Genomic DNA, 19,872 nt, shown 5'->3' with positions numbered 1-19,872 from the left:
CGTGTTCCAGAGGTAATTTGACAGCTAGGCACCTTAGCCCAAGCGGAGCCCTGGAACGAGGCGCGCACGGAAAATCAGCGTGTCATCGGCGTGCCTTGCGGCGTTCTGCATAATGAACGCCCGTTTCACATGTGAGATTTTCCTGTCCATGTCCCGTTTCACGCCTCTGGTGGCCGCCGTCACCACCCTGCTGCTCGGCGCCTGCGCCAGTACCGCTCCCTCCTCCAGCGCCTCTGCCGGCGCGGTCCAGGTCGATGTGCCGGCCATTGCCCACCCCGCCGGGGAGACCCCGCAGTGGTGGTACCGCAGCGGCGCGGCACGTGCGGCCAGTACCGGGGCGATGGACGGCAAGGCCAGGAACGTCATCCTGTTCCTGGGGGATGGCATGAGCCTGACCACGGTGGCGGCGGCGCGCATCTTCGAAGGCCAGCGCAACGGGCACCCGGGCGAGGAAAACCTCCTGTCGTGGGAGCGCTTCCCGGCCACGGCGTTCAGCAAGACCTACAACACCGATTCGCAGACGCCGGATTCGGCGGGCACGATGACGGCGATCACCACCGGCGTGAAGACCCACATGGGCGCCATCGGCGTGAGCGCAGGCACCCGCAATGACTGCGCCGACAGCCTGGGCAAGGGCCTGCTGACCTGGCTGCAGCTGGCCGACAGCGCCGGCATGGCGACCGGCGTGGTCTCCACCGCGCGCCTGACCCATGCCACCCCGGCCGCGACCTATGCGCACTCCCCGGAGCGCAACTGGGAAAACGATACCGACGTGCCCGAAGAGGCCAAGGCTGCCGGCTGCCGCGACATCGCCCAACAGCTGTTGTCGACCGCGCGCTTCGGACGCGGCCCGCTGGTCGCCCTCGGCGGCGGCCGCGGCGAGTTCACCACCGTGGAAGAACGCGATCCGGAATACGACGACAAGGTCGGCCAGCGCCTGGATGGGCGCAGCCTGGTGACCGAGTGGCAGCAGGCCCACCCGCAGGGTGCGTATGTCTGGAACGCCACGCAGCTGCAGGCCGCCGCGAACGCACCGGCGATCCTCGGCCTGTTCGAGCCGGACCACATGCGTTACGAGGCCGAGCGCAAGGAGGATCCGGCCGGTGAGCCGAGCCTGGCCGAGCTGACCAAGGCGGCGATCGCCAACCTGTCGCGCCACCAGGAAGGCTATGTACTGATGGTGGAAGGCGCGCGCATCGACCACGCCAATCACAGCGGCAATGCCTACCGCGCCCTGACCGACACGGTGGCGCTGTCCGATGCGGTGCGTGCCGCGGTCGAGGCGACCTCGGACCAGGACACCCTGATTATCGTCACCGCCGACCACTCGCACACGCTGAACTTCGTCGGCTATCCGGCGCGTGGCAATCCGATCCTCGGCAAGGTGAAGGACAAGGGGGGCGAAGACGGCGCCGGCAAGCTGGAGCTGGCCCGCGATGGCCTGGGCCTGCCCTACACGACGCTGACCTACGCCAACGGCCCGGGCTACACCGGTGCCACCAACCAGCAGCCGGTCGGGCCGAAGCGATATCCGCACAACCCGAGCAGCTTCGATCCGACCACTGGCCGGCCTGACCTCACCGCAGTGGATACCGAGCATCCCGATTACATGCAGGAAGCGCTGGTGCCGGCCAAGAGCGAATCCCATGGCGGCGAAGACGTTGGCATCTGGGCACGTGGTCCGGGCAGCAAAGCGGTGCGCGGCACGATGGAGCAGAACGCGATCTACCACATGATCGTGCAGGCCACCCCGCGCCTGCGCCAGCGCCTGTGCGAGGCCGGGACCTGCGACGCCAAGGGCGTGCCGGTCGAGCTGCCCAAGCCGACCGCCTTCGAGCGCCAGGCAGGCGATACGAAGTAATGCGTCTGCCTCTCCGCAACGCAACGCACAGGGGCCGCCAGGTGCGGCCCCTGCTGCTGGTGGCCGGCCTGGTCGCCTCCGGCATCGCCTGGGGCGCCGACACCGGGTGCACCGCGTTCACCGAGGAAGACGGCCTGCAACCCTTGGCCGGGTGCCAGTGGGCCGACGGCCGTCTTGCGCTCGCGCCCAAGGCGTTGGCCTCGCTGTCCTACGATCAGGACGGGTTGGCGGCGGTCCATGCGGGCGGCGGATTCCATTATGTCCGCGCCGATGGCCGGCAGCTGCCGGTGATCACTTTCGACAACGGCCCGGACTATGTGGTGGAAGGGTTGGTGCGCGGCCGCGTCGGCGCGCGCATCGGCTACTTCGATACCGAGCTGCGTCAGGCCTTCCCGGCCACGTTCGATTTCGGCTGGGCCTTCGAAGACGGCGTGGCCCGCGTCTGCGAGGGCTGCCGGAAGGGGACGCCAGACGACCACGGCCATACCGCCATGGTCGGCGGCACCTGGTATCGCATCGACCGCCAGGGCCGCTCGGCAATGGACGCAGAGACGCCATGAAGGCTCCGCGTGGCATCGCCACCACGCAGCGCCGATACTGCCGGTCTGCCTGAGGCTGCTCTCCCCATGACTCCCCTGCTTCCGCCACCGCCCTCTGTCGTCCATCCGGTCCTGGTGGGCTTCAGCGGCGGGCTGGATTCCACCGTCCTGCTGCATTGGCTGGCCACCTCGCCGGCGCAGCGCACGGCTGGCCTGCGCGCCGTACATGTCCATCACGGCCTGCAGGAGCAGGCGGATGCCTGGACCGTGCACTGCACGCAGGTCTGCACCCGCTGGAACATCCCGCTGCGGGTGATCCGCGTGCAGGTACCGCGCAACCGGGGACAGGGGCTGGAAGCCGCCGCGCGGCATGCGCGGCGCGAGGCCTTCGCCTCGCAGCTGCTGCCCGGCGAACAGCTGGCGCTGGCCCATCATCGCGATGACCAAGCCGAGACCTTCCTGCTGCGGGCGCTGCGCGGCTCCGGCGTGGATGGATTGGCCTCCATGCAGGTGACCAGCGCGTTCGGCGCCGGCACCGTATGGCGGCCGTTGCTGGAGGTTCCGCGCGGCAGCCTGCGCGCGCATGCGCAGGCCGAAGGGCTGGACTGGATCGAAGACCCCAGCAATGCCAGCGACGACGCCGACCGCAACTTCCTGCGCCTGCACGTGCTGCCCCAACTGCGCCAGCGCTGGCCGCAGGCGGACGCGGCCTTCGCGCGCAGCGCGGCGTTGTGCGCGCAATCCCAGCATCTGCTCGACAGTGCCGACCGCGACGCGCTGGAACGCTGCAGCGTGGCCCCCGGCGTGATCGACTGCGCGCGCTTGATGCGGCAGCCGGTCGAACGGCGTGCGCGCCTGCTGCGGCACTGGGTGCGTGGCAGCGGCCTGCCACCACTGCCGGCCGCGGGCGTCGAGGCGGTCGAACGCGAGCTGCTGCCGGCCGCGCACCATGCCGATGCGCAGTTCGCCTGGCAGGGTGCCCGCATCCGTCGTTGGCGCGGGCAACTGCACCTGCTCTCGGCCAGCCTGGCGCTGCCGGCCGACTGGAGCGTGCACTGGGATGGGCGCGTGCCGCTGGCCCTGCCCGATGGCGGTGAGCTGCGCCTGATCGGTGCAGTCGATGGCTTCGATACGCCTGTGCAGATCCGTGCGCGGCGCGGCGGCGAGCGCATCCAGCTGCCCGGGCGCGCGCATTCGCACGCCCTCAAAGACCTCCTGCAGCAGCAGGGCCTACCGCCGTGGCAACGCCGCCAGCTGCCGTTGCTGTTCGATGAGGAAACCCTGCTGGCGGCCGGCGACCGCGTGATCGGTGCCGCCCTGCAGCCGTGGCTGCACGCCCATCATGCGCAGTTGCAGTGGACGCCGGGCGCGGCGTGAATTGACCCCGCCGGGCCGGCGGCCCACACTTGGCGCATGGCAAAGAAGTCCCCCAATGAAACCTCCCCGGTCGCCCACTTCGAGCAGTCGCTGGAAGAGCTGGAGCAGCTGGTGGAGAAGATGGAAACCGGCGAAATGAGCCTGGAACAATCGCTCAGCGCCTACGAACGTGGTGTCGGTCTGTACCGCCAGTGCCAGCAGGCGCTGGAACAGGCCGAACTGCGCGTGCGCCTGCTCAGCGATCCGGCCCAGCCCGACACCGCCGTCCCGTTCGACCCGCCCGGCCATGACGGTTGAGGCCACGTTCGCGCGTTGGCGCGACCGGATCGAACATCATCTAGACGCCAGCCTGCCCTCCCCGACCGATGCCCCGCGTGGCCTGCACCAGGCGATGCGCTATGCGGTGCTCGGTGGCGGCAAGCGCATGCGGCCGCTGCTGGTGTATGCGAGCGGCCGGATCTTCGGTGCGGATGAAAGCACGCTGGATGCCCCCGCGATGGCGGTGGAACTGATCCACGCCTATTCGCTCGTGCACGACGATCTGCCGGCGATGGACGACGACGCGTTGCGTCGCGGCCGACCGACCACGCACATCGCCTTCGATGAAGCCACCGCCATCCTCGCCGGTGATGCATTGCAGACCCGTGCGTTCGGCCTGATTGCCGATGCGGCCCAGCCGGCCGCGCTGCGCGTGGCCTGCCTGCAGACCCTGGCGCACGCCTCCGGCGCGGCCGGCATGTGCGGCGGCCAGGCGCTGGATATCGATGCCACCGGCCATCAGCAGCCGTTGCAGGATCTGGAACGCATGCATGCGCTCAAGACCGGCGCGCTGATCCGCGCGGCGGTTCGCATGGGCGCGCTGTGTGGCGAGGCAGCTGACGCCGATCTGGCGACGCTGGATACCGTTGCCGCGTCGCTGGGCCTGGCCTTCCAGGTGCGTGATGACATCCTCGATGTCGAAGCCAGTTCCGAACAGCTCGGCAAGACCGCCGGCAAGGACGAGGCGCAGGCCAAGTCGACCTTCCCGGCGCTGCTGGGCATGGAGGGCGCGAAGGCGCACCTGCGCACCCTGAGCGAACAGATGTTCGATGGTCTGGCCGGATATGGTGAGGCGGCCGATGCACTGCGTGCGCTGGCGAAACTGGCGGTTGAGCGGGATCATTGAGCGATCGTGAAGGCAGCCACGCGTGGCGTGGCTCTACAACGCCAGGACATAAAAAAACGCCCGGGAATCCCGGGCGTTTTTCGTTCCAGCGCTGCGGATCGATTACTTGATCAGGCGCAGGGTGAACGGATAGCGGTAGTACTCACCGTTGTTGGCCTTCACTGCGGCGATGATGCAGAACACGAGGTTCAGCAGGCCGACCAGCGGGGCCAGCAGGCCGCCGATGATGACGATCATCAGCACGATGCAGATCAGCATCGCGATGGTGATGGTGATCTGGAAGTTCAGCGCTTCCTTGGCCTGGTCGATGACGAAGCCCTTGCTGCTGTCGTCCTTGTTGATCATCCAGATGATCAGCGGGCCGATGAACCAGGTGAAGATGCCCAGCAGGTGCGCCACCAGGGCCATGGTGCGCTGGTCGGCCGGGGCCGGGGCACCGACAGGCGGCGGGGTGACGGTATCGAAATCGCTCACGTGAAACTCCTTGTTCGAGGTAATGGGTAGTGCACGCGGCAGGCTCCCCGCCTGCCAGGGCAGCCTCCATAGAATACGTCAATCGTTACCGGCAACGGTCATTCGTCCTACAAGTATGGAGCCGGTATGCACGTGCGAGCGCGTGTCGATGTCCGTACCCACCGCCTCGATGCTGGCGAACATGTCCTTGAGGTTGCCGGCGATGGTGATGCCGTCCACCGGGTAGGTGATCTCGCCGTTTTCCACGCGGAAGCCGCCGGCCCCTCGCGAGTAGTCACCGGTCACGCTGTTGACGCCCTGCCCCATCAGTTCGGTGACCAGCAGGCCGTTGCCCATCTGGCGGGCGATCGAGACCAGGTCGCCCGCATTGGCGCGGACCTTGAGGTTGTGCACGCCGCCGGCGTTGGCCGTGGTCGGCAGGCCGAGCTTGCGTGCCGAATAGCTGCCCAGGATGTAGCGCTCCAGGATGCCGTCCCGGATCAGGGAAGAGTTGCGCGTGGCCACGCCATCACCATCGAAGGCGGCCGAGCGCAGCCCACGGCGCAGCAGCGGCAGCTCCTCGATGCCGAACCAGTCCGGGAACAGGCGGGTGCCGACGCTGTCGAGCAGGAAGCTGGCGCGGCGGTACAGCGCACCACCGGAGACCGCGCCGAGCAGATGGCCGATCAGCGAGCGGGCCACCTCCGGCGAATACAGCACCGGCATCTGCGCGGTGGTCATCGAGCGCGGGTCCAGCCGGGCGACCGTGCGCTCGGCGGCCCGGCGGCCGATCGAGGCCGCATCGTCCAGATCCTCGCGGGCCAGCGCGCTGCTGTACCAGCCATCGCGCTGCATGCCATCGCCCTGCCCGGCGATCAGCGCGCAGCCGATCGAGTGATGGCTGCTGCGCTCGCGGCCGATGAAACCGTGCGAGTTCGCATACACCGAAAGGCTCTGCGCGGTCGCGGCCGAGGCGCCGTCGGAGTTGCTGATCCGGGCGTCGGCCTCACGGCCCGCGGCTTCGCAGGCCAGCGCCAGGTCCAGCGCCGCATCGGCGCTGAGCTCCCACGGATGCCAGCCGTCCAGGTCCGGGAACTCGCGGGCCATCAGCGCCGCCTCGGCCAGGCCGGCCGCCTCGTCGTCCTCGGTGTGGCGGGCAATGGCGCAGGCCTGGGCCACGGTCGACTCCAGGCTGCTCTCGCGCAGGTCGGCGGTGCTGGCACTGCCCTTGCGCTGGCCGAAGTAGACGGTCACGGCGATGCCGCGGTCGCGGGTGGATTCGACCGTTTCGACCTCGCCCAGGCGCACGTTCACATCCAGCCCGCGCTCATCGCTGCAGCTGACCTCGGCCTGGGTGGCGCCCAGGGCCTTGGCCCGCTCCAGCAGGCGCTGGGAGATGTCGGCCAGCTGCTCCAGGCGCTGCAGGCTGTCGTCGGCCGGGGAGACTTCAGGGGAGATCACGTTCAATGCTTTATCCTGTACAGGTGAGTGCCCGGCGCGACGCCGGCACAGTTTACGGATGTGGAAATAAGACGATGCGCGGACGCGACGAAGAAACCGGTGAATTCCTTGATATCAGCCGCAGCCAGAACCGCCGGGCTGCGCTGGACGTGCTGGCCCTGGGCGAGAAGCTGGTCTCGCTGACCCCGGCCCAGCTGGCGCGCCTGCCGGTGCCCGAAGATCTGCTGCCGCACATCGCCGAGGCCAAGCGCATCACCGCGCATATCGCCCACAAGCGCCAGCTGGCGTTCCTGGCCAAGCACATGCGCCGCGAAGACGACGCCGTGCTGGATGCGATCCGCGACGCGCTGGACGCCAACAGCGAGACCTCGCGCCGGGAAGTGGCGACCATGCACCGCGTCGAAGACTGGCGCGAGCGCCTGCTCAAGGACGGCGACAAGGCGCTGGGCGCCCTGCTGGACGAGTACCCGCATGCCGACCGCCAGGAGCTGCGCACGCTGGTGCGCAATGCCCAGGCCGAAAAGGCCAAGAACAAGCCGCCGCGCGCCTACCGTGAGATCTTCCAGGTGCTGCGTACGCTGCTGCTGCCCGCCGCGCTCGGTCTGGAAGGCGTGAACGCCGCTTCCGAGGACGATCTGGACGACGTGGCCGACACGGACAGCGACAGCGACGAGAACGCCGAGGACTGAGTCCCGGCGCTCACGCGGCGGCGCCAGCACCCTGCTGGCGGCCGCGTGATCGGTCAGCACGGGCGTACGCATCCGGCTCAGGCCTGGGTGCCGCCCACGGTGATGCCATCGATCAGCAGCGACGGCTGGCCCACACCGACCGGTACGCTCTGGCCATCCTTGCCGCAGATGCCCACGCCCTCGTCCAGGGCCAGGTCGTTGCCGATCATGCGCACCTTCTGCATGGTTTCCGGGCCGTTGCCGATCAGGGTGGCGCCCTTCACCGGCGCGGTGATTCTGCCATCCTCGATCAGGTAGGCCTCGGTGGCCGAGAACACGTACTTGCCGCTGGTGATGTCGACCTGGCCACCCCCGAAGTTGACCGCGTACAGGCCACGCTTGACCGAGCGGATCATTTCTTCGGGATCGTGCTGGCCGGCGCGCATGTAGGTGTTGGTCATGCGCGGCATGGTCATGTGCGCGAACGACTCGCGACGGCCGTTGCCGGTCGGCGCCACGCCCATCAGGCGCGCATTGAGCGAATCCTGCATGTAGCCGACCAGGATGCCGTCCTCGATCAGCGTGGTGCACTGGGTCGGGTGGCCCTCGTCATCGATGTTCAACGAGCCGCGACGACCGTCCAGGGTGCCGTCGTCGACGATGGTCACGCCCGGTGCGGCCACGCGCTCGCCGATCCGGCCGGCATAGACGCTGGTGCCCTTGCGGTTGAAGTCGCCTTCCAGGCCGTGGCCGACCGCTTCGTGCAGCAGCACGCCGGGCCAGCCCGGGCCGAGTACCACGGTCATCACCCCGGCCGGGGCCGGGATCGCCTCCAGGTTCACCAGCGCCTGGCGCAGCGCCTCGCGCGCGAAGCCCTCCGGGCGCCCGTCGGCGAACAGTTCTTCATAGCTGTAACGACCACCGCCACCGGAGTAGCCGGACTCGCGACGGCCGTGCTGCTCGACGATCACCTGCACGTTCAACCGCACCAGCGGGCGGACATCGGCCGCGAGCACGCCATCGCTGCGCGCGATCAGCACCGTGTCCACGCCACCGGAGAGGCTGACCATCACCTGCTGCACGCGCGGGTCGGCGGCGCGCAGGTAGCGGTCCAGGCGCTTGAGCATCTCGACCTTGGCCTCGTTGCCCATGCCGTCGATGGGGTCCAGCGCCGGGTACAGCGCGCGGCCATTGCCACGCACCAGCGAGCGGGCCGACTGCGCCCCACCCTCGCGGGAGATGGCGCGGGCCGAGTTCGCCGCGGCCAGCAGCGCGTCGCTGTGGATGTCGTCGGAGTAGGCGAAGCCGGTCTTCTCACCGGCGATGGCGCGTACGCCCACGCCCTGCTCGATCGAATGCGCACCGTCCTTGACGATGCCGTCCTCCACGCTCCAGCTCTCGCGGCGGGCGTGCTGGAAGTAGATATCCCCGAAGTCGATGCCCGGCCCCAGCAGGGTGCCGAACGTGCGTTCCAGACCGTTCGCATCCAGCCCGGCGGGCAGCAGCAGACGGTCGGTGGCCAGCGAAAGTGCGTTGTTGTTCATGCTCTTTGATCTATGGGCGCCGGGCGCGATCGCAACCCGGGCGCGGGGAAGGGGTCAGCGCGCCGGCGGTGCGGCCGGGGCCGGCTTGGGCGCTGCGTCGCGGTCGATCACGTCGACCTTGGGTTCGGCCCAGGGGCCGGTCACGCGGTAGGTTTTGGCGCCGATCTCGCCCAGCGGCTTGGACAGTACCGCATTGGCCGCCGCGCCGACCGCCGCGCCGACCGGGCCGCCGGCGACCGCACCGACCACGGTGAGCAGGTTGCCCGCGCGCGGGTTGACGTCGATGGTCTGGTCGAAGCGTTGCTGGCGCAGGTCGGTCTGGCCACGGATGGTGATGTTCGCCGCCGGGCCTTCGATCAGCACCTTGTCGGTGGTGGCCATGCCGTCGCTGAACGCCACGCGGCCCTCGACCTGGTTGAAGGCGAAGCCCTTGGAGAAGAAATCGCGGAAATCGAACATCAACCGGCGCGGCAGCTGGGTCACGCTGAGCAGGCCGAGCACGCGCCCGGCACCGGGCTCCAGTTCCAGCAGCTGGCCGTTGCGGGCCTGCACGTCGAGCTGGCCCTGCAGCGCGCCGAGCTGGAAGTCCGACGGGCCGCCCTGCCAGCCCGCCGTCATGGTCAGCTGGCCCTGGCCGCCACGCAGCTGGCCGCCGTAATCCAGATTCTGCATCAGCCCGCCCAGGTCCTCGCTGTTGACCTGCACGTTGAACTGGCTGCGCGCGGTCTCGCCCATGCCCATCCAGCGGCCGCTGACGTCGATCTCCTGCTTGGGCGCGCGGAACTGCAGCTGGTCCACGCTCAGGCCGTTGGCCATGGGGCGGGTGCGCAGCACCGCCTGGCCCAGCCTGGCCTTGCCGAACTGCAGGTCGTCGATGTCCAGCGACAGCGGCGGCACCTTGGCCGGGTTGGTGTCGTTGGCACTGGCCTGGACCCGCGCCGGCAGGGTCACGTCCGGCGGCAGCAGGATCGGCGCGCCGTCGCTCGGCGCCTTCACCGGCGTGGGCAGCGACTGCCAGTGCACGCGGCTGAGCTTGCCGACGATGGTGCCGCCCTCGGCATTGGGGACGCTCAGGGTGCCGGCCAGCGACGGGCCATCCATGCGCACGTCCACGCTGTTGCCGGTCGGGCGCAGCTGCAGCCGGGTCTGCGGGAAGACACCGCCGGCGAGCAGCAGCTGGCCCACCTGCACATCCACATGCCGCAGCGGCATCGGGTCCTTGTCATCGCCGCCCTCGGGCGAGCGCGCCAGGCCGATCCACTCCAGCGCATCCAGTGAGCCGCTGCGACCGTTCACCACCAGCCCGCTGGCCGGCGGATCGCGATCCACGTGGTCGCTGCCCAGGGTGACCTGCACGCCGGTCTGGTTGTCACGTGTGCGCGCAGCCAGGGCCAGCCTCTGCCCGAACGCGACATCGACCCGGCCGCTGCCCATCGGCAGCTGCGCGGTGACGTCCGTCGCCAGCGGTGTAGCAGCGGGTTTGTCCAGCGGTGCGGGCAGGTCCAGCGTGGTGCCGACCAGATCCGAGTGCAGCTTGAGCACGGTCGGCGGCTCGACCTTGCTGCCGGCCGCGACCTTGGGCAGGGTCACCCCGATGGTCCAGCGCGAGGTGCCCTGGATGTAGGGCTTGAGCCAGTTCAGTTCCGGCGCGCGGTCGAGCAGCGCACCGGCCTCCAGCGAAGCGGTCAGTTCGGATTCGAAGGCCTGCTGCGGATCGCGCACGAATTCGCCGGCGCGCAGGCTGAGCAGCCCGTCCTGGCCCTGGTGGCGCACCGCCAGGTTCTCCGCATCGAAGCCACCATGGCCGTAGCGGGCGGTGCCGCGCATGTTCTCGAACAGAAGATCGAAGCGTTTCTCGGCGAGGGTCGCGCCATCCAGCTCGACCGTGCCCTGCAGGTGACCGCTGCCTTCAACATGGTGCAGCGGCTGCAGCAGATCGAACGTGACCGCTGCCGGCCCCTTCGCGGTGAGGTTGTCCAGCGTCTCGCCGTAGGTGGCCTGCAGCGGGCTCTGCTTGAGCATGGCCAGCAGTGCACCCGCATCGCTGCGGCTGGTCGCCTTGACGTACAGCGCCGTCACGCCGAAATCCGGAATGCCGGCATCGAAATGGTCCACCGCCACGCCGGCGAGATCGCCTTTGCCATGCAGCTCGAAGCCCGGGCCGATGAAGGCGATGTCCGCGTCCACCTTGTCCATCGTCGGCCAGTCGTGCTGGAAACGGATGCTGCCGGCGTCGATGTGCCCGGTCGCTTCGAAGCGGCCATTGTTCTTGTCGAACGGCCAGTCTTCCAGATCGCCGGTGACCAGCCCCACGCCGCCGCGGACCTGCCCGGAGACCAGCGCGGCATCCAGCCAGTCGGTGGCGGCCCTGCTCATCTTGGAATGGATCCAGAAACGCTTGGCGGCGGTCATCGGCACATCGTCGATCTTGGCCGCCAGTTCCAGCCATGGGCGGGTGCCGTTGTTCTGGAACCAGATGCCGCCGCGCACGTCGGCGGCGTAGTCGGTGCCCTGCACGCGCAGCGCCGCCGTGCCGATCCGCCAGCCGCCGGCCTCGTCACGCCAGCCGACCAGCTGGCCGCCCAGGCGCACGTCGTGGCGCTCGCCGAACCCGCTCGGCCAATCGAAATGCATCACCCGCTGCGGCTGCAGATCCAGCGTGAAGCCGTCGGCATCGCCGTTGAAGCGTCCGCCCACGCCGCTGAGTCCGGGCGAATGGCCGACCGCGGCGAAGCGGATGTCCTCCAGGTCGCCCTCGATCGACAGCGCGCCGCCCTGCTCGCCCGCCATCCGCACGCGGGTCATGCGCACCTGCGGTGCGGCCTCATGCAGCCACTCGCGCAGGCCCGGGTCGATCCGGTCGGTCAGTGCCAGCCCGCGCAGCAACGCGGTGGCATCGATGTTGTCGCCGGACAGCGCGAAGTGCTGGCCGCCGGCCAGCAGCAGGCCATCCAACTGCTGGGTGCTGCCCTCCAGGCCGATCCGCAGGCGCGGTGCATCCGCGCGCCAGCCGCCCTGCACCCAACGCCAGCGCGCGCGCAGCTCCAGCGTCTGCAGCGCGAGCTGCGGATGCGTGCCGTCCGCCAGCTTCACGCCACGCACCTGTACGTTCTGCAGGTCCGCGTCTGTGGTGACCATCACCACTCGATGATCGCGCAGGTCCACCCACGCATTGAACTGGCCGGTGCCCTGCTGCAGTCCGATGCCACCGAACTGCAGCAGCGAGGACCACGCACGGAAATCGGCCGGGTCGGCCGAGAGCCACGCCTGCCCGTCTCCGCGCTTGCGGTCGAAGTCCAGCACCGCCGTCAGCGGCTGCGCGGCCGGGTCGGCCCAGGCACGCGCGCCGACGCGCAGGCGCTGGCCGTTGACGCGCAGGCGCAGGTCGATCCGCGGCAGCGTCGCGTTGACGCCCAGCGAGGGCGCATCCACCCTCAGCCGGCCCCCGATCACCTGCAGCTCGCCCAGCCGGCGCAGGGTTTCCAGCGGGTCGCCCGCGGTGGACTGCGGGAGGCCCTGCACCGACCAGCGGCCGTCGTCGGCACGCTGCAGTACCAGTGCAAGGCCGCGCAGGCGCAGCTCGGTCAGCGAGTGCCCCGGCAGCAGGCCGGCATACATGGACACCAGTACTTCCGCCTCGCCGATGCGCAGGCCCTGGCCTTCACCGATGCGCAGCCCCTTGAGCTGCAGCAGCGGACCGCGCCGGGTCCAGGCGGTATCCAGCGCGTCGAAACGCACCGGCTGCCCGGCGCGCGCACTCAACCACGCCGCCACCTTGTCCGGGTGACGCTCGGCCAGGGGCAGCAGCTGGCTGGCAGTGCCGACCAGCAGGGCCACGCCCACGAGCAGGATCGCCACCGCATACACGGCATGGCGGCGGATCCGGCGCAGGCGCAGGCGGAGCGGTGTGCTCATCGGAACGTGGGAATGCCGGACCGGCCGCGATCAGAGCAGCACGACATCGAACTGCTCCTGCAGGTACTGCTCGTCCGCCTGGAAGCGGATGCTCTTGCCCAGGAACTCCTCCAGTTCGGCCACCGCCGAGGATTCCTCGTCGGTGATGCGCGCCACGACCTTGGAGGAGGCGATCACCAGCAGGCGCGCGGCATCGAACTGGCGCACCGCCCGGGTGATCTCGCGGAAGATTTCGTAAGTCACCGTTTCGGCGGTCTTGATCGAGCCACGCCCGCTGCACTCCGGGCACGGCTCGGACAGCTGCCGTTCCAGGCTTTCCACGGTGCGCTTGCGGGTCATCTCGACCAGGCCGAGCGGCGAGAAGTCATACACGGTGGTCTTGGCATGGTCGCGGGCCAGCGCCTTCTCCAGGGTGCGCAGCACCTGGCGGCGGTGTTCAGCATCGTCCATGTCGATGAAGTCGATGATGATGATGCCGCCCAGGTTGCGCAGCCGCAGCTGGCGCGCGACCGCCTGCGCGGCCTCCAGATTGGTGCGGAACACCGTCTCTTCGAGGTTGCGCTGGCCCAGGAAGGAACCCGTGTTCACATCGATCGTGGTCATCGCCTCGGTCTGGTCGATGACCAGGTAGCCACCGGACTTCAGCGGCACCTGCTTGTCCAGCGCGCGGCCGATCTCGTCCTCGACCCCGAACATGTCGAAGATCGGGCGATCGCCGCTGTACAGCTCGATCTTCTCGGCCAGCACCGGCATGTACTTGGCCACGAACGCCTGCAGCTGGTTGAAGGTCTCCTTGGAGTCGACCTTGACCTTGTCCACGTCCTTGCGGATCAGGTCGCGCACCGAGCGCAGCGGCAGGCTGAGGTCTTCATAGATCACGCTGAGCGGGGCGGCATCGCGGCCACGGCGCTCCACCACGTTCCAGACGCGCGACAGATAGGCCACGTCCTCGGCGATCGCCTCGGCCGGCTGGCCTTCGGCATTGGTGCGCACGATGTAGCCATAGCCGCCGTGCTGGGCCGACAGCTCGGTCACCAGCGTCTTCAGGCGCGCGCGCTCGGTTTCGTCCTCGATCCGGGCCGACACGCCGACCACCTTGGACTGCGGCAGCAGCACCATGTAGCGCGAGGGAATGCTGATCTGGGTGGTCAGGCGGGCGCCCTTGGTCCCGATCGGGTCCTTGACCACCTGCACCACGATGTCCTGGCCGTCGCGCAGCAGCTCCACGATCGGCACCGAGGACGGCGGCGGCAGGGTCGTGCCTTCGGTATCGGGGCTGGCCACCGGGGCCGGCCGGATCACATCGTTGGCGTGCAGGAACGCCGCGCGCTCCAGCCCGACTTCGACGAAGGCCGCCTGCATCCCCGGCATCACCCGCTGCACCTTGCCCTTGTAGATGTTGCCGACCACGCCACGGCGCCAGCCGCGTTCGATATGCAGTTCCTGCAGCATGCCGTTCTCGATGACGGCGACGCGGGTTTCCCGCGGGGTGACATTGACCAGGATTTCTTCAGACATGGGCGACTCCCTTCAGTTCAAACGTCTGCAGCAACTGCTCGGTCTGTTGCAGGGGCAAACCCATCACACCCGAATAGCTTCCCGCCAGATGGCGGATGTATCGTTCGGCGCCGCCCTGGATCGCATACGCGCCGGCCTTGTCCATCGGCTCGCCGCTGGCCACATAGGCCGCGATCCGATCCTCTTCGATCGCCGCGAACGTCACCTCCGAGACCACCAGCACGCCCTGCTCCCGGCCCGCGGCGACCAGCGCCACGGCGGTCATCACCTGGTGGGTGCGCCCGGCCAGGGTGCGCAGCATCGCGCAGGCGTCGGCGGCATCGGCCGGCTTGCCGAACACGCGCCCGTCCAGCACCACCTCGGTGTCCGAGCCCAGCACCACCGCGTCCGGATCGTGCGCGACCAGCGCCAGCCCGGCGCGCGCCTTGTCGGCGGCGACGCGCTGCACGTAGTCCGCGGCCGACTCGTCGGCTGCACGGACTTCGGGCACGTGAAGGTCGAGCGCCTGGAACGGTCGGTCCAGGCGCGCAAGCAGTTCGTTTCGTCGGGGGGATCGAGAGGCGAGATAAAGCATCGAGGAAGCATAACCTGAGCCTACTGTCTGAATCGCGAGCAACACGCTCGAATCGTGATCGACCCCATCAAACCTCACGACGCGTTCATCGCCCCGACACCAACCTCAACGTCTTCACAAGGAGATGTACATGCGCCGCCCGTCCCTGTCCCCGTTGCTGCTCGCCCTGTCCCTTGCCCTGGGAGCTTCGATGACCGCCCACGCCCAGTCCCAGCCCACCATCGCCGTGCCGGCCGACGGCACCCTGCTCAACATCTCGGCCAACGCCGAGGCCAGGCGCGTGCCGGACGTGGCCACGCTCTCGGCCGGTGTGGTCACCCAGGCCGTGGACGGCAACACCGCCATGCGCCAGAACGCCGAGCAGATGACCAAGGTACTGGCCGCGATCAAGGCGGCCGGCATCGCCGAGCGTGATGTGCAGACCAGTGGCGTCAACCTGAGCCCGCAGTACCGCTACGCCGACAACGAAGCGCCGAAGATCACCGGTTACCAGGCCAGCAACACGGTCAGCCTGAAGGTGCGCGACATCGCCAAGCTGGGCAAAGTGCTCGACGCGCTGGCCGCCCAGGGCGCCAACCAGATCAACGGCCCGCAGTTCGAGATCGACCAGCCCGAACCGGTCTATGACGAGGCCCGCCTCGCCGCGCTGAAGAAGGCCCAGGCCCGCGCAGAGACGTACGCCAAATCGCTGGGCCTGCGCGTGCGCCGGATCGTGAGCATCTCCGAGAGTGGTGGCGGCAACTTCCGTCCGGTGATGATGCGTGCCCAGGCGGCGCCGATGGCGGCCGATGTGTCGACGCCGGTTTCGCCGGGCGAATCCACCGTGTCGGTCAACCTGGACGTGGTGTTCGATCTGGGCCGCTGATCGGCGCTACGGTCGATGTCCCTGTGACGGCGCCGAAGGGCGCCGTCATGCTGTGCGCGGTCCGATTCTGACTGCCAGCCAACTCCCCACCCCGCCCCTGACTTCCGGCCCGTGCCGGGCTCGGGTATTGCTGTCATTGCGCGGCCCCGCCTGACCCCATCCGCCGCGCAGGCACGTTGGTGTTTCCGCACATCTGGCAAGGAGAGTGGAGCATGGTCCGTACCCCGTCCCCGGTTGTCCCGCTGCACATCGAAGCGTCCCGCGTGCTCGGGTGGAGCACTGCCATCGCGGTCCATGCGCTGGCCCTGATGCTGTTGTTGATTCCTGCCGCACAGCCGCTGATCACGGCCCCGCGCGAGCGCATGCGGGTGAGCTGGGTGCTGCCGCCGCCTCCGCAGCCGCCGAGACCGATCCATGCCGATCCGGCACCGCCGAAGGTTCCGACGGCACCGGTGAACACGCAGCGACCGCCGGCGCCCCTGCCGACGCCCACTGCCGCCGTCGATGACGCGCTGGCGGTGTCCCCCCCGCTACCGGCCAGCGAGGCGTCACCGCCGTTGCTGGCGCCAGCGCCTGGCCCGGCCGCACCGGCGCAGGGGGCCCAGCTCCAGTACCGCAGCGCACCCCCACCGCCGTATCCGATCACCGCGATCCGCCTCGGCCAACAGGGCACGGTGGTGCTGCGCATCCGGGTCGGTACCGATGGCAGTCCGCTGGCGGTCGACATCGAGAAGAGCAGCGGCTCGCGCGTGCTCGACCAGGCCGCGCGCCAGCAGGTCCTGCGCCGCTGGCGCTTCGTGCCCGCCACCGTCAATGGCCAGGTCGTCGAGGCCGATGGCCTGGTCCCGGTGGAATTCACGTTGCCGCGTTGAATGTGCCGGGGAGAGCCTGCAACAGGCTCTCCCCATTCATACAGGGCCATCACACGCTCTTTCGCGAATTAAGCAATTTTTCACACTTGCGTCACCTGCCGGAAACCTAGATTGGCGCCGTTGCCACCGTTCTGGTGTCGACTTATTGACATCTAGGTTTTCCCAGTCAGGAGAGAAGCTGTGAAACACCCGATCCAACGCCGCGACGACAGCCGCCGCACCAGCCTGGCCAATTCCATTTCCACGATCCTTGCCGGCGGCGCGCTGCTGCTGGTGGGCGCCATGGCGTCGTCCTCCGCGTTCGCGCAGGAGCAGGCGACCAACCTTGACCGGATCACCGTCACCGGGTCGAACATCCCCCGCACCAATACCGAAACCCCTTCCCCCGTCCAGGTGGTCACCCGCCAGGAAATCGACCGCACCGGCAAGACCACGGTCGCCGAGTACCTGCAGACCCTGACCGCGGACGGCTCGGGCTCCATTCCCAAGACCTTCGGCAACGGCTTTGCCGGCGGCGGCGCGGGCATCTCGCTGCGCGGCCTGGGCGCCGGCTCCACGCTGGTCCTGTTGAACGGCCGCCGCATGGCGACCTACGGCCTGGCCGATGACGGCCAGAAGGTCTTCACCGACCTGAGCACCATTCCGCTGGATGCGGTCGAGCGCATTGAAGTCCTCAAGGACGGCGCTTCTGCGATCTACGGTTCGGACGCCATCGCCGGCGTGGTCAACATCATCCTGCGCAGCGACTTCAACGGCGCCATCCTGCGCGCCTCCTACGGCCTGTCCGGCGACAGCGACGGCGATGCCAAGAAGGCCACCCTGACCGCCGGTACCGGCGATCTGGCCACCGACGGCTGGAACGCGTTCTTCAGCCTGGACGTGGGCAAGACCGACGCGATCAAGATCAGCGACCGCAAGGACCGCAAGTGGATCGGCACCGGTGACATCCGTCGCTACGGCTATGGCAACAATGCGCAGTTCCTGGGCGGTGCCTTCCTCAATGGCGGCACCAGCGGTGGCGTAGGGCCGAACGGCTCGGTGTTCGACGACCGCGCCGTGACCGATGACAATCCCGCCTTCCTCGTTGCGCTGCCGGGGTGTGCTGGCCTGACCACCATCCCCGGCCAGAACGATGTCACCGCGCAGCAGCAGGGCTGCCTCTGGGATCCCGCCCAGCTGTATCGTGACCTGACCCCGGAAGAGAAGTACGTCAACGTGTTCGGCCGCGCCAGCTTCGCCTTCGGCGAGGGCGGTGAGATCTACACCGAGATCGGCTACTCCAAGAAGGAAACCACCTTCAGCAACACGCCCTCCGGCGTGTCCGGTGGCTGGGGCTATCCCGGCGGCCCGGTCAACGCCAACAGCGGCCCCGGCGCCACCGTCCTCAGCCCGACCCATCCGGACAACCCGATCCCGGGCCAGGCCTCGCGCCTGCGCTATTCGGCCTGGGACGTGGGTCCGCGCGTGACCGAGAACACCAACGAGTTCAACCGCTTCCTGGTCGGGGTCAAGGGCAATTGGGGCGAGTGGAGCTACGACACCGCCTACCTGCATTCGGGCACCGATCTGGTCAACAAGCGCACCGGGTTCCTGAATTACGACGCGGTTCGTTGCGTGCTCGGCAACCCGGCCTGCCCGGCAGGTGTGTGGCGCATCGGCGACAACGCAGGCCTGAACTCGCAGGCACTGTATGACTACATCTCGCCGGACATCAGCGCACGCGCCAAATCCAGCCTGGACATGTTCGACTTCACCGTGTCGCGCAGCCTGGCCGACCTCAAGGGCGGCCCGTTGGGCCTGGCGCTGGGTACCGAATGGCGCAAGACCAGCAACAGCCTGACTCCGCAGACGTTCACCGATCAGGGCCAGATCATCGGCCTGGGCTACTCGGCCTACGACGGCACGCAGAATGTGTATGCCGGGTATGTCGAACTGTCCGCCCCGGTACTGGAGCAGTTGGAGCTGTCCGGCGCGGTCCGCTACGACAAATATGAAAGCGGTGAAGGCAAGGCAACGCCGAAGCTCGGTGTGAAGTGGACGCCGGCCGATTGGATCGCGGTCCGCGGCAGCTATGCCGAAGGCTTCCGTGCACCGAACCCGGCCGAGAACGGTGACGGTGGCCTGGCCGCCTTCTCCAATGCCCGCGATGCACTTCGCTGCGACCTGCAGCCGAACGGCACCAACTGCAGCTCGCGGCCGGTGGCAATCATCACCCGCCCCAATCCCGACCTGAAGCCCGAGGAATCCAAGAGCTACTCCTTCGGCGTGGTGCTGCAGCCCACCTCCAGCACCTCGATGACCGTCGACGCCTGGCAGATCAAGCGCACCAACGAAATCGCCCAGGGTGCCACGGCCGATGCGATCGCGGCCGGCGACGTGCTGCGTGACAGCGACCTGATCAACGGCATTCCCGGTACCGGCACCATCCTGGCGGTCAACACCGCGTACATCAATGCCGCGTCGACCCGCGTGCGCGGTATCGATACCGACATCCGCCAGACCTTCGACATCGGTCCGGGCCAGCTCGAAATGGATCTGCAGTGGAGCCACGTGCTCAAGTTCGAGCGCACCGATTCGGACGTGACCGTCGACTACGCCGGTACCCACGGCAACTGCGACGTCACCAACTGCATCGGCACGCCGAAGGACCGCATCAACTTCGGCACCACCTGGAAGCAGGGCCCGTGGAGCGTCAGCGGCGTGGCCAACTACATCTCCAAGATGGAGAACACCGACTTCCGCGGTCCGGACGGCGAATACCAGTTCTCCTACGCCGACGGTACCGACGTCACCAAGATCTCCTCGTTCACCACCTTCGACCTGTCCGGTCGCTGGAACATCACCGAGGCCTTCGAGTTGAACGCGTCGGTGCAGAACCTGTTCGACCGCATCGCTCCGCTGGATCCGACCACCTACGGTGGCGTGAACTACAACCCGCTGCACTTCAGCGGCGCGATCGGCCGTTACTTCACCGTCGGTGCCAAGTACACCTTCGAATGAGGTAGCCGCATTTGGGGAACAAGGAGCCCGGGCAGTGCCCGGGCTTTTTGTTGGCCGGTC

Annotated in this window: 15 protein-coding genes; 9 read left to right on the top strand and 6 right to left on the bottom strand. The window is 68.5% G+C overall.

Annotated elements, in window-relative coordinates; all coding sequences use genetic code 11:
* The first annotated feature begins 148 nt into the window (after positions 1-148).
* The 5 genes from ABE434_RS10180 (at position 149) to ABE434_RS10160 (ending at position 4,942) form a co-directional block, all read left to right on the top strand.
* Positions 149-1,861: an alkaline phosphatase gene (locus ABE434_RS10180; RefSeq protein ID WP_346478733.1), complete on the top strand. Its 1,713-nt coding sequence runs from the start codon at positions 149-151 to the stop codon at positions 1,859-1,861.
* Positions 1,861-2,421, top strand: a complete 561-nt coding sequence (locus ABE434_RS10175) for a WG repeat-containing protein (protein ID WP_346478732.1) — start codon at positions 1,861-1,863, stop codon at positions 2,419-2,421. Before ABE434_RS10180 ends, ABE434_RS10175 begins: the two co-directional genes overlap by 1 nt.
* Before the next feature lie 66 nt (positions 2,422-2,487).
* Positions 2,488-3,777 carry a tRNA lysidine(34) synthetase TilS gene (tilS, locus tag ABE434_RS10170; RefSeq protein WP_346478731.1) on the top strand — a complete coding sequence of 430 codons (1,290 nt, stop codon included), beginning with the start codon at positions 2,488-2,490 and terminating at the stop codon, positions 3,775-3,777.
* Between the two features lie 36 nt (positions 3,778-3,813).
* The gene (locus ABE434_RS10165) at positions 3,814-4,074 is read left to right on the top strand and encodes an exodeoxyribonuclease VII small subunit (RefSeq protein WP_176989251.1); all 261 of its coding nucleotides are present in this window, start codon (positions 3,814-3,816) and stop codon (positions 4,072-4,074) included.
* Positions 4,064-4,942 (top strand): farnesyl diphosphate synthase, encoded by an 879-nt coding sequence (locus tag ABE434_RS10160; protein ID WP_346478730.1) that lies wholly within the window; start codon positions 4,064-4,066, stop codon positions 4,940-4,942. Before ABE434_RS10165 ends, ABE434_RS10160 begins: the two co-directional genes overlap by 11 nt.
* Before the next feature lie 102 nt (positions 4,943-5,044).
* Here ABE434_RS10160 and ABE434_RS10155 read toward each other — a convergent pair whose 3' ends face one another.
* The gene (locus tag ABE434_RS10155; RefSeq protein WP_346478729.1) at positions 5,045-5,416 is read right to left on the bottom strand and encodes a DUF4870 domain-containing protein; all 372 of its coding nucleotides are present in this window, start codon (positions 5,414-5,416) and stop codon (positions 5,045-5,047) included.
* 78 nt (positions 5,417-5,494) lie between these two features.
* Positions 5,495-6,862, bottom strand: coding sequence for a metalloprotease PmbA (gene pmbA / locus ABE434_RS10150; RefSeq protein ID WP_346478728.1), 1,368 nt, complete (start codon positions 6,860-6,862; stop codon positions 5,495-5,497).
* 68 nt (positions 6,863-6,930) lie between these two features.
* On the opposite strand from pmbA, the gene yjgA reads away from it, so the two are divergent.
* Positions 6,931-7,545 (top strand): ribosome biogenesis factor YjgA, encoded by a 615-nt coding sequence (yjgA, locus tag ABE434_RS10145; protein ID WP_346478727.1) that lies wholly within the window; start codon positions 6,931-6,933, stop codon positions 7,543-7,545.
* A gap of 77 nt (positions 7,546-7,622) precedes the next feature.
* On the opposite strand, the gene tldD is transcribed toward yjgA, so the two are convergent.
* The 4 genes from tldD to ABE434_RS10125 are packed head-to-tail and all read right to left on the bottom strand — an operon-like array spanning position 7,623 to position 15,075.
* Positions 7,623-9,068 carry a metalloprotease TldD gene (gene tldD / locus ABE434_RS10140; RefSeq protein WP_346478726.1) on the bottom strand — a complete coding sequence of 482 codons (1,446 nt, stop codon included), beginning with the start codon at positions 9,066-9,068 and terminating at the stop codon, positions 7,623-7,625.
* Between the two features lie 54 nt (positions 9,069-9,122).
* A complete protein-coding gene (locus ABE434_RS10135) occupies positions 9,123-12,983 on the bottom strand; it encodes a YhdP family protein (protein ID WP_346478725.1) in 3,861 nt (1,286 codons plus the stop codon).
* Between the two features lie 30 nt (positions 12,984-13,013).
* Positions 13,014-14,501, bottom strand: a complete 1,488-nt coding sequence (gene rng, locus ABE434_RS10130) for a ribonuclease G (RefSeq protein ID WP_176989244.1) — start codon at positions 14,499-14,501, stop codon at positions 13,014-13,016.
* Entirely contained in the window at positions 14,494-15,075 is a 582-nt protein-coding gene (locus tag ABE434_RS10125) for a Maf-like protein (protein WP_346478756.1), read from the bottom strand. The genes rng and ABE434_RS10125 overlap by 8 nt, the downstream gene beginning before the upstream one ends.
* A gap of 130 nt (positions 15,076-15,205) precedes the next feature.
* Here ABE434_RS10125 and ABE434_RS10120 point away from each other — a divergent pair, with 130 nt between their 5' ends.
* The 3 genes from ABE434_RS10120 to ABE434_RS10110 all read left to right on the top strand — a co-directional run bounded on the left by ABE434_RS10120 (position 15,206) and on the right by ABE434_RS10110 (position 19,812).
* Positions 15,206-15,940 carry an SIMPL domain-containing protein gene (locus ABE434_RS10120; RefSeq protein ID WP_319210914.1) on the top strand — a complete coding sequence of 245 codons (735 nt, stop codon included), beginning with the start codon at positions 15,206-15,208 and terminating at the stop codon, positions 15,938-15,940.
* 212 nt (positions 15,941-16,152) lie between these two features.
* Complete coding sequence (locus ABE434_RS10115; protein WP_346478724.1) at positions 16,153-16,812, top strand: energy transducer TonB; 660 nt, start codon at positions 16,153-16,155, stop codon at positions 16,810-16,812.
* A 180-nt stretch (positions 16,813-16,992) separates the two neighbouring features.
* The gene (locus tag ABE434_RS10110; protein WP_346478723.1) at positions 16,993-19,812 is read left to right on the top strand and encodes a TonB-dependent receptor; all 2,820 of its coding nucleotides are present in this window, start codon (positions 16,993-16,995) and stop codon (positions 19,810-19,812) included.
* The last annotated feature ends 60 nt before the right edge of the window (positions 19,813-19,872 follow it).

It is taken from the genome of Stenotrophomonas sp. TWI1183 (assembly GCF_039673115.1).
Classification (GTDB): Bacteria; Pseudomonadota; Gammaproteobacteria; order Xanthomonadales; family Xanthomonadaceae; genus Stenotrophomonas; species Stenotrophomonas maltophilia_AA.
Note: the sequence above shows the minus strand (reverse complement) of the source record. Positions and strands in the feature narration are given on the sequence as shown.